We start from the raw sequence: 9,174 nt of genomic DNA on the forward strand, positions 1-9,174 counted from the left end.
TCCGGTCGCCGCAGATCGGCGACTCGCAGAGGGGTACTGCCCGGAGGGCGCGAGCGTTCATCCGGATCGCGACTTCTTCCGCGTCGCCGTCGTGGCCTGCCGGAGGAGCACGGCTCCCAGGCCGAGGAAGACGACGAGGGTGATCGCGATCACCGGGTCGGCGAGGGGTCGCAGAGACAGGATCGTCGTGAAGTCGGCCGCCGCGTGCAGGAGGATCAGCGGCAGGACCCACCGGTAGCGGTACTGGAAGGCGGCGAGGGCGAACCCGTAGCAGGCCGACACGAGCACGTTCAGGGCGATGTCGTCCGCGGTGCGGTCCGTCGTCGCGAAGGCCGAGAGGTGCTGGAGCCCGAACAGCACGGCGGTGATCGCGACGGCGGCGGGCGCCGCGAACGAGGACCGGAGCCGCTCCAGCACGACCACCCGACTGATCAGCTCCTCGTTGACGCCCACGAGCAGCAGGGTGAGCGCCCACAGACCGACGCCCGGAGGACGGTCCTCGAGACCGCCGGTCGTCCACGCGAGCACTTCGAGCAGGAGGGGCACGAGGAGCAGCAGCGCGGTCCGTCCGCGCCAGGCGACCAGGATCCCGCTCGTGCGCCACAGCCGACGCCAGGTCACGAGCGCCGCAGCGAACACGACGCAGGCGACGTTCGCCGTCAGGCCGAGGTACCAGCCGGGCACCCCGACCGCGGCCGCCGCCGCGAGGGTGCCGACGATGACTCCGAACCGTGCGAGATGGACCGCGACTCCGAAGAGGACGGCCCGCGTCCTGTCAGTCGACACGTGGCGCACGCTAGCAGTGCGCGGGGTGGCCGACCAGGGTCGGCTCGGGGCCGGTGCGGTCCGGGCGGAACCGATCCGTCACTACCTCGACCGCATGGTCCTCTTAAGCGCGTTCCCCTCGTGCGGCGCTTGCGGACGAGCCCTCGGGCGGGAATACTCAAAACCACCCGCTGCTAGGTTTCACGCTCAGACCGTGCGCAGCGGCAGTACTCGAGGATGAGGGGAGCCGGACATGACCAGTCGTCAGACGGCACTCCGAGCGCTCGACGAGATCGACGCCCTGCCGCGGATGCACGCCACGCTGGTCGACGGCGTCCCCGCGAACGATCGCACCGGCGACGGATCGCGGTCCAGCATCCACGCGGACGCGGCGATCCTCGGCGCCCCCGCCATCCTCCCCTTCAGGAAAGTCCGATAGACCGGGTCGGTCCGCCTGATCCGGACCGGCTGCTCCTCCCTACGAACGAAAGCGGTACCGACCATGACCCTTCCTCTGGCCTCCGTCCAGCTGTACACGCTGGCCAAGCAGTTCTCCGATGACCCGAACGGGTCGCTCGACAAGCTCGCCGCCATCGGCCTCCGGAACGTCGAGGCGTTCGACTTCGTGGGCCGCCCCGCCGAGATCCGCGCCGCCCTCGACGCGAGCGGACTCGCCTCCCCGACCGGGCACGCCCCGCTGCTCTCGGACGAGCTGTGGACCCCGGACGGCTCGATCCCGACGCCCGCGCCCGAGGTCGTCTTCGAGGCGGCCGCGCAGATCGGCATCCGGACCGTCATCGATCCCTTCGTCCCGGTCGAGCGCTGGCTGACCGAGGACGGCGTCGCCGACATCGCCGACCGCCTGAACAAGGCCGCCGAGATCGCCGCGACCTTCGGACTCAAGGTCGGCTACCACAACCACGCGCAGGAGTTCATCGCCTCCTTCGACGGGCAGACCGCCTACGAGCGCTTCATCGCGAGCACCGACGAGCGCGTCGAGATCGAGCTCGACCTGTTCTGGGCGCTGACCGGCGGCCAGGACGTCGCCGCGCTCGTCTCCAAGCTGGGCTCGCGCCTGGTCGCCGTGCACGTCAAGGACGGGATCGCTCCGGCCGAGAACCCGTTCGCTCCCGACGCCGCCGCGTTCGGCTCCGACACCCTCGACCAGCGCCGCCCCGGTGAGGGCGACGTGCCTCTCGTCGAGGCGCTCAAGGCCGGCGAAGGTGCGATCGAGTACGCCGTGATCGAGTACGACAACGCCCCCGGCGACGTCTTCGCCGACATCCAGGCGAGCTACGACTTCCTCGTGAAGGGCGGGTACGCGGCATGAGCGGCCCCATCGGCATCGGCGTCATCGGCGTCGGAGTCATCAGCGACACGTACCTCGAGAACCTGGCCTCCTTCCCGGACGTCGAGGTGCTCGTCGTCGGCGACCTGATCCTCGACCGGGCGAAGAGCCAGGCCGAGAAGCACGGCATCCCCGCTTGGGGCTCGGCCGAGGACGTCCTCGCGCACCCCGACGTGCAGGTCGTCGTCAATCTGACGATCCCCGCCGCGCACATCGAGGTCTCGGCCGCCGCGATCGCCGCCGGCAAGCACGTCTGGAGTGAGAAGCCGCTCGGTCTCGACCGCGCCGCGGCCGCGCAGCTGCTGCAGGACGCCGCCGCGAAGGGCCTCCGGATCGGCTCCGCGCCGGACACCGTCCTCGGCCCGGGCTTCCAGACGGCGAAGCGCGCGATCGCGGAGGGCGTCATCGGCGAGCCGATGTTCGCCTCCACCACGTTCCAGACCGTCGGACCGGACCTCTGGCACCCGAGCCCGGCGTTCCTCTTCGCCCAGGGCGCCGGCCCGCTGCTCGACATGGGCCCGTACTACTTCACGGGCCTCGTCAGCCTCTTCGGCCCGGTCGAGCGGGTGGCCGCCCTCGGGCGCAAGAAGCTGGAGGAGCGGGTCATCCGCTCCGGACCCGACGCCGGCACGACGTTCCCGGTCGAGGTCCCCACCTCGCTGCAGGTGCTGACCTCGTTCGCCGCGGGCCAGCAGGCGTCGAGCCTCCTGAGCTTCGACTCCGCTCTCGAGCGCCACGGCGTCTTCGAGATCCACGGCACGGAGGGGTCCCTCGTGATCCCGGACCCGAACCAGTTCGAGGGCCGCACCGCCTTCGTGAAGGCCCCGACCTCGATCGCCGACGGCGCGTGGGGCGAGCAGGAGTGGACCGAGATCGAGCAGAAGGGCACGGTCGTCGGCCGCGGCCTCGGGCTGCTCGACATGGTCCGCGCCATCGCCGAGGACCGCCCGCACGTGGCCACCGGCGAGCTCGGCTTCCACGTGCTCGACGTCATGCTCTCGGCGCAGGAGTCGGCCGAGAACGGCGGATTCGTCGCGGTCGACAGCACCCTGTCGGCCCCGGTGCCGGCGGTGCCGGTCGAGTTCGACCCGTTCGCGCAGACGGTCTGACGCTCCCTCCCGACACGAACGCCCGCGGCTCCCCTCACCAGGAGTCGCGGGCCGTTCGTGCTCTCCCGTCCGAGCATTCCGGTGAGGGGGCGCTCGAGGAGCAGCTCGCTGCGCTCGTCCGTCGTCGTGCAGGCTGTGCCGGCTCGGGTCCTGTGGCCGGTTCCGTCAGATCGACACGGTGAGGTCGTAGGGTTCTGCGCGCCAGCCGCATCCGGGTCCGTTGGGCTCGTCGGTGAGGGTCCAGTCGATCGTGTGCTGCTGCTGGTCGAGGGTGCTGCCCGCCGCGTCGAGGAAGGTGAGGTGCACGGTGCCGGGGTGGTGGTCTCCGAGATCGTAGATCCAGAGGTCGGGGACGGCGGAGTGGTGCGTGACCCAGTAGCTGCGGCCGGTGGGCGGCGCAGCCTCGGTCGAGGGGTAGGTGCGGATCTCGTCGGCGCACAGTCGCACCTCCGCAATCCGAGTGCGGTCATCGCCTGACGCCGTGACGCGCAACTCGTTGCGGTAGCCGATCTCGGTGCACCCGAAGCCGCAGGAGGAGAGCGCGATCGTCCCGGCGACGCCGAGCGTCGTCAGCCCCAGCAGACGCACGCGAACCCTGACGCGGCTCGGCACAGTCACGCGGTCCTGGTGTCGTGCTTCGGTCGCCGTTCCACGGCGCGGCCGGACTTCGTGCGGCCGTTCGTCGTGGCACCGGGCACGACCTGCTCGGGATCGGAGTCGGTCGTCGTGACCGGCATCATGCACTGCCGACGACGCCGACGGGAGCCCGAGCCGTGCTGGTCGTCTCGTAGTAGCGGTCGGCGGGAACCGATCCCGTGCGCACTACGAGGATGCAGCACGCGAGGATCCCCACTCCCATGCTGACCAGGAGGGCGTATCTCCACCGCTGGTAGGCGCGCTCAGGGATTGCGGCGGTGGCGGCCGCCAGGGCGAGTGTCGTCAGCACCGCGACGGACAGGTCCGGCCAAGGGACGGCGAAGCCGGTGCACTGCGGAGGGATCGGCTCGTTGCACGCCAGCGCGACTCCGTCGAGAACGAACGCCAGCCCCACGACTGCGATCGCCGCGGCGCCGACCATCAGCGCGGGCATCCTCGGAGACCATCGAGCAGACACGAGGAGATCGTCACCGACCAGGATGAACGATCGGCTTCATCGCGGTCAGTCGTCACGTTCGCCCAGAGAAACGGAAGTCCCGCCGAAGCGAGCCTCGGAACGAAGAAAGGCCCGCCGAAGCGGGCCTTCCAGCACTCTCGCGAGTGGCACTGTCTCAACCAGTACTCGGTGGCTCCGAACCACAGAGTGGTCTGGATTCCGAGTGCGCCCGGAGGGATTCGAACCCCCAACCTTCTGATCCGTAGTCAGATGCTCTATCCGTTGAGCTACGGGCGCAGTCCATCGCGTGACCCCGGGGGGCGCACGCAACGAGGTACGACTATACACGCCGGTGGGCCCCTCCGCGAATCGGCGTCCGGGCGGAGGAGGGTGGTGCTCCTCCGCCCGCACGGTGCTCAGTCGACCGCGGTCATGCGAGCGCCCAGTCCCTTCAGGGTCGCGACGGTCAGGGTGCCGACGGGCTGCGGGGCGCCCTCCGGCGAGAGCACGAAGGCGTTGCGGGCGACGTACAGGGCGCCGTCGCGCAGCTCGATCGCGGCCGGCGACGTCACGGCGAGACCGGTGACCGGCGTCGACGTGCGCGGCAGGATCAGGGCCACGCGGCCGGTGCCCTGCGGTCCTCCGAACAGCTCGGTCACGGCGATCGTGCCGGTCAGGCGGTCGACGGCCAGGCCGGTCGCGCTGATCAGGCCCTTCGCCACCGTGCGGATCTCGCCGGTGCCGGGGTGGATCTTCAGGACCGAGCCGCGGGCGCGAGGCTCGGGTCCTCGGGGCCGCCGGGCAGGGACGTGACGTACAGCCAGCCTCCGGGGCCGACCTCGATGTCGGTCGGGACCGGCTCGAAGGAGTAGCCGTAGCCGGCGCTGCAGGCGGGGAAGCCGAAGGCGGCGGCGGTCTCGGCGGTGATCGTGACGGGTGCGGTCGGAGGCAGGACGGCGACGGTCGAGACGTCCCCGTCGGGCGCGACCTTCACGATCGCGTTGCCGGCGGCGTCGGCGACGTACACGCCCGCGCTCGTCGCGGTGGAGGCGTACGGGTGCACGTCCACGACTCCGGAGTAGGAGGCGGGGCCCGCGACCGATGGATCGACCTGGGCGGCGCACTCGGCCGGCAGATCCACGAAGCCGTAGGTGCTGCCGGCGTCCGGATTCGCAGTGGCCTCGTACTCGCCGAGGTCGGCGAGGGTCGTCGGCGAGCCGCCTCCGGTCGGCACGGAGCGCAGGAGCGCCGTCCCCTCCTCCTGGATCCCCTCGGTGTAGTAGACGGTGGAGCCCCTGACCGAGACGGCGCCGATCTCGGAGCCCGGGGCGGATGCGGCGACCGAGGTGGTGCCGTCGGGGGCGACTCGGGAGAGCAGGCCGGCGAAGTTCTGGGCGACGAAGGCGGTGCCGCGGGCGTCGACGGCGAAGCTCAGCGGAGAGACCAGACCGGTGGCCCGGTCGGTGACGGAGACGAAGGAGAGGGGGGAGGGGGCGGCCTGCGCGGCGGGGGCGAGGCCGAGGGTGGTCACGGCGACGGCTGCGGTCGCTGCGACGAGGAGGCGTTTGTTCACGAGGTGCTCCTTTGCACTCGGGGTGCGGGCGGAGCGAGGGGCGGATCATGCGGTCCGCTTCTCCGACCGCGACGGCGGGGATTCGCCGACGGGGGCAGAGTAGGACGACCCCGGGCCGGTGTCCAGGTGGTGGACCCGTCGTCCGCGACGGATCGCGCATCATCCGTCACGGACGGCGGCGGGGGAGCGCTCGTGGCGGCCGTTCGCGACGGATCGGCCGCCGCAGAGCGCTCAGGCCTGAGCGCGGTGGTCCGCCCGGTACTGCGACGGACTCGTGCCGTTCACGGCGCGGAACTGGCGCGAGAAGTAGAAGGCGTCGGAGTAGCCCACGGCCTGCGCGATCTCGGCGACGGTGTCGTCGGTGGTGATCAGCAGCTCGCGGGCGCGGGCGCTGCGCAGCCGCTTCACGTACTCCACGGCTCCGAGGCCCGTCGCGCGGGTGAACAGCGCCGAGAAGTGCGAGGGGCTGAGGCCGGCGAGGGCGGCGAGCTCGGTGATGCTGGTCGGCGACGCGAAGTGCTCGCGGAGGTGCTCCTGCGCCAGGCGGATGCGGTCGCCGGACTCGACGGGGCCGCGGGAGCGGTCGGCGGCGAGCTGCGCGAGGAGGTGGAACGCGGCTCCGCTCGCCGAGTAGAGGCTCGCGGCGGTCTCGTCGCGCTCGAGCGCCAGGACGGCCTGCTCGATCAGGGCCTTGGCGGCGAAGGCGTCGCCGACCGGCACGACCGGGCCGGAGGAGTCGCCGAGAGCGGCCGAGACCAGCGCGGGCACGTCGGCGCCGCGCACGTGCAGCCACCAGACCGACCACGGCTCGGCGGGGTCGGCGCCGTAGCGGTGGGGGGTGCCGGCGGGCAGCACGACGGCCTGCCCGGACGAGACCACCGTCGTCGCTCCGCCCGCGTGGACCGCGCCGCGGCCGGCCGTGCACAGGATCACGATCGCCTCGTCCGCGCCGTGGGAGCGACTCCGGCTGTGGGACGCGGCATGCGGGAAGTGTCCAGCATCGGTCACGAGGAGCCGGTCGGTGATCGGCTCGCCGAGGGCCCGCTGCACCAGCGGAGCCGGGAGGACTCGCAGTCTCTGCCCGAGGAAGCCGTCCGTCATCGCCACGTCGTCGAGTGTACGAGGGGCAGCGGATCGTCCAGCCGGTCCGTCGGATCCGCCATGGGATCGGCGCGGCGCGCTGCCTAGGCTGGCGCGATGACGGCCCAGAACTCCGCAGCCCAGCATCCCGCAGTCCGGAACTCCGCACCCCTCTACCCCGACTCCCGCTACGTCCCGGTCCCGCTGCCCGCCCATCTGCCCGAGACGCTGACGATCACCCTCTGGGACTTCTCCTGGTACGTCCGCACCGGCCCCGGCGAGCCGTTCGAGGACCTCGAGGCGGCCTTCGCGGGCGCCGTCGAGCGCGGCTACAACACCATCCGCGTCTGCGCCATGCCGTTCCTCCTCTTCGGCTCCGGCCTCGACACGCGCGAACTCCGGCTCGGCCCGCTCGGCGGCGCCTACGGGCAGCGCGTGCGCTGGTACGACGTGAAGGAGGAGACGGTCATCGACGGCCGCGCCCACCTCCTCGCCCTGTTCGAGGCGGCCCGCCGGCACGGCGTGTTCGTGATCGTCTCGTCGTGGGAGTACCAGCAGTCCTCCTCCTTCGCCCTCGAGCGCGACTGGTTCGACGCCCTGACGGCCGTGGCGCCGGAGGAGCGGGCCGAGCGGCTCGCCGAGGCGCAGGCCGCGCTGGTGGCGTTCGTCGCCGAGCACGGTCTCGACGACCGGATCGCCTACGTCGAGCTGCACAACGAGGTGCAGGCGGGGCACCTCACCGAGGGGCTGGACGTCGACCTGACGGACATCGACGCGGCGACCGTCGCCCTCACTCCGCGCCTGACCCGGGGGATCGACCGGTTCCACGAGCTCGCGCCCGGGGTGCCGTGCGCCGTGAACTACGCGCACGTGCCCGTCGGCGGGATGCGCGGGATCCCGTGGAACTCGGACGTGCTGGCCCTCCATCCCTACATCTACGGCGTGCTGAACGAGATGATCAGCGAGTTCGGCCTGCGCGGACCCCTCGAGGGGTTCGAGCAGGAGCGCGCCGAGCGGGCGTTCCTGCTGCCCGGCGCCCCTCCGATCGCCGAGTGGACACTGCCGCCCGAGTCGCAGTGGAAGCTGTCGGCCACGATCGTGGGCCGGGGCGAGATCTACGCGCACGACTGGGGCGACGCCTCCGCCATCGACCGCTGGCTCGAGGAGCACTACGACCGGCACCACCTCGAGATGCGCTCGACGCTGCGCCAGTGGATCGCGGTCGCGGCCGATCACGCGGCGCTGCGGGGCGTCCCGCTCGTCTTCGGCGAGGGCTGGGTCGGCTACACGCCGCTCGAGGGCCGCTTCGAGGAGGGCGCGATCGGCGCCGAGTACTGCCGTCTCGCGATGACGGAGTCGCGGCGCGTCGGCGCCTGGGGCTCCATCGTCTGCTCGAACGCGGCTCCGCAGCACCCGATGTGGGACGACGTGGCGCTGCAGCTCGAGTGCAACGCTCTCTTCACGGGGGAGTGAGCGCGCTCGCGACCGGCCGTCACTCCCGGTGGAACAGCAGCAGCTCGGGCAGGCTCGTCGCGAAGTAGTCGGTCGATCCGTCCTCGCGCACGGCCGCCGGCGCGGTGAAGGCGGGGCGCGCCTCGCCGAGTGACGCGGGAGGCGTGCCGAGCGGCAGTCCGAGGGCCGCGCGAGCCGCGTCCCAGGCCGCGAGGGCGCGTCCCTCCCCTCCTTCCCAGGGCTGGAACCGGCGCGATTCGAGCAGATCGAGCGCCTCCGCGGCCCGTCCCGCGGCGGTGAGCAGCTCGGCGTACCCCACGGTGAGGTCGTCGCGCGAGAGCACGAGCGGCAGCTCGCTCTCGAGACGGGCGAGGCGGTCGTCGTGGCCGAGGTGCGCGGCGAGCTGGTCGAGCTCGTAGAGGAGCCGGGCGTCGTCGGGGGCGAGTTCGCGGGCCCGCAGGTAGGCCGACCACGCCGCGTCGTCGTCGCCGGAGTCGTTGTAGGCGGCGAGGCCGGCGTTGCGGTGGGTGACGGCGTCGGTGCTGCCGCCGGCGATCGCCCGCCGCCAGTGCTCAGCCGCTTCCCTGCGGCGTCCGGCGTCGTAGAGCAGCATCCCGAGGAGCGCGTGCGCGCGGGTGTCGGCGGGATCGGCGGCGACGGCCGCGACGAGCGCGTCGTGCGCGTCGAGGCCCGCGGGGAACGCGCGGACGGCGTCGACCGAGGCGGCGGCGCGACGGGCGGCGGCGGCGTCGTG

10 protein-coding genes, 1 tRNA gene and 1 pseudogene are annotated in these 9,174 nt (G+C 72.2%); 4 read left to right on the plus strand and 8 right to left on the minus strand.

The window, feature by feature from the left end; translation table 11 throughout:
* Positions 1-57: 57 nt before the first annotated feature.
* On the minus strand, positions 58-786 hold the full coding sequence (locus B0T42_RS05045; protein ID WP_158078044.1) for a CPBP family intramembrane glutamic endopeptidase: 729 nt from the start codon (positions 784-786) through the stop codon (positions 58-60).
* A gap of 232 nt (positions 787-1,018) precedes the next feature.
* Here B0T42_RS05045 and B0T42_RS05050 point away from each other — a divergent pair, with 232 nt between their 5' ends.
* From B0T42_RS05050 to B0T42_RS05060, 3 genes are all read left to right on the plus strand, one after another.
* The gene (locus B0T42_RS05050; RefSeq protein ID WP_077222192.1) at positions 1,019-1,204 is read left to right on the plus strand and encodes a hypothetical protein; all 186 of its coding nucleotides are present in this window, start codon (positions 1,019-1,021) and stop codon (positions 1,202-1,204) included.
* 63 nt (positions 1,205-1,267) lie between these two features.
* Complete coding sequence (locus B0T42_RS05055; RefSeq protein WP_077222193.1) at positions 1,268-2,095, plus strand: sugar phosphate isomerase/epimerase family protein; 828 nt, start codon at positions 1,268-1,270, stop codon at positions 2,093-2,095.
* The gene (locus B0T42_RS05060; RefSeq protein WP_055789953.1) at positions 2,092-3,222 is read left to right on the plus strand and encodes a Gfo/Idh/MocA family protein; all 1,131 of its coding nucleotides are present in this window, start codon (positions 2,092-2,094) and stop codon (positions 3,220-3,222) included. Before B0T42_RS05055 ends, B0T42_RS05060 begins: the two co-directional genes overlap by 4 nt.
* Before the next feature lie 165 nt (positions 3,223-3,387).
* Here B0T42_RS05060 and B0T42_RS05065 read toward each other — a convergent pair whose 3' ends face one another.
* The 6 genes from B0T42_RS05065 to B0T42_RS05090 form a co-directional block, all read right to left on the minus strand.
* Positions 3,388-3,810, minus strand: coding sequence for a hypothetical protein (locus B0T42_RS05065; protein WP_077222194.1), 423 nt, complete (start codon positions 3,808-3,810; stop codon positions 3,388-3,390).
* 148 nt (positions 3,811-3,958) lie between these two features.
* Positions 3,959-4,312 carry a hypothetical protein gene (locus B0T42_RS05070; protein WP_077222195.1) on the minus strand — a complete coding sequence of 118 codons (354 nt, stop codon included), beginning with the start codon at positions 4,310-4,312 and terminating at the stop codon, positions 3,959-3,961.
* A gap of 227 nt (positions 4,313-4,539) precedes the next feature.
* Positions 4,540-4,612, minus strand: a tRNA-Arg gene (locus B0T42_RS05075).
* Positions 4,613-4,731: 119 nt separating this feature from the next.
* On the minus strand, positions 4,732-5,037 hold the full coding sequence (locus B0T42_RS05080) for a hypothetical protein (protein WP_077222196.1): 306 nt from the start codon (positions 5,035-5,037) through the stop codon (positions 4,732-4,734).
* 32 nt (positions 5,038-5,069) lie between these two features.
* The gene (locus B0T42_RS05085) at positions 5,070-5,888 is read right to left on the minus strand and encodes a ScyD/ScyE family protein (RefSeq protein WP_077222197.1); all 819 of its coding nucleotides are present in this window, start codon (positions 5,886-5,888) and stop codon (positions 5,070-5,072) included.
* A gap of 231 nt (positions 5,889-6,119) precedes the next feature.
* Positions 6,120-6,989: an AraC family transcriptional regulator gene (locus tag B0T42_RS05090; RefSeq protein ID WP_077222198.1), complete on the minus strand. Its 870-nt coding sequence runs from the start codon at positions 6,987-6,989 to the stop codon at positions 6,120-6,122.
* Positions 6,990-7,085: 96 nt separating this feature from the next.
* Here B0T42_RS05090 and B0T42_RS05095 point away from each other — a divergent pair, with 96 nt between their 5' ends.
* A complete protein-coding gene (locus tag B0T42_RS05095; protein WP_083741861.1) occupies positions 7,086-8,441 on the plus strand; it encodes a cellulase-like family protein in 1,356 nt (451 codons plus the stop codon).
* Between the two features lie 19 nt (positions 8,442-8,460).
* On the opposite strand, the pseudogene B0T42_RS19920 reads toward B0T42_RS05095, so the two are convergent.
* Positions 8,461-9,174 (minus strand): annotated as a pseudogene (locus B0T42_RS19920) (DUF5107 domain-containing protein); the annotation flags it as partial.

This window comes from Rathayibacter rhapontici, assembly GCF_001995175.1.
Lineage (GTDB): Bacteria > Actinomycetota > Actinomycetes > Actinomycetales > Microbacteriaceae > Rathayibacter.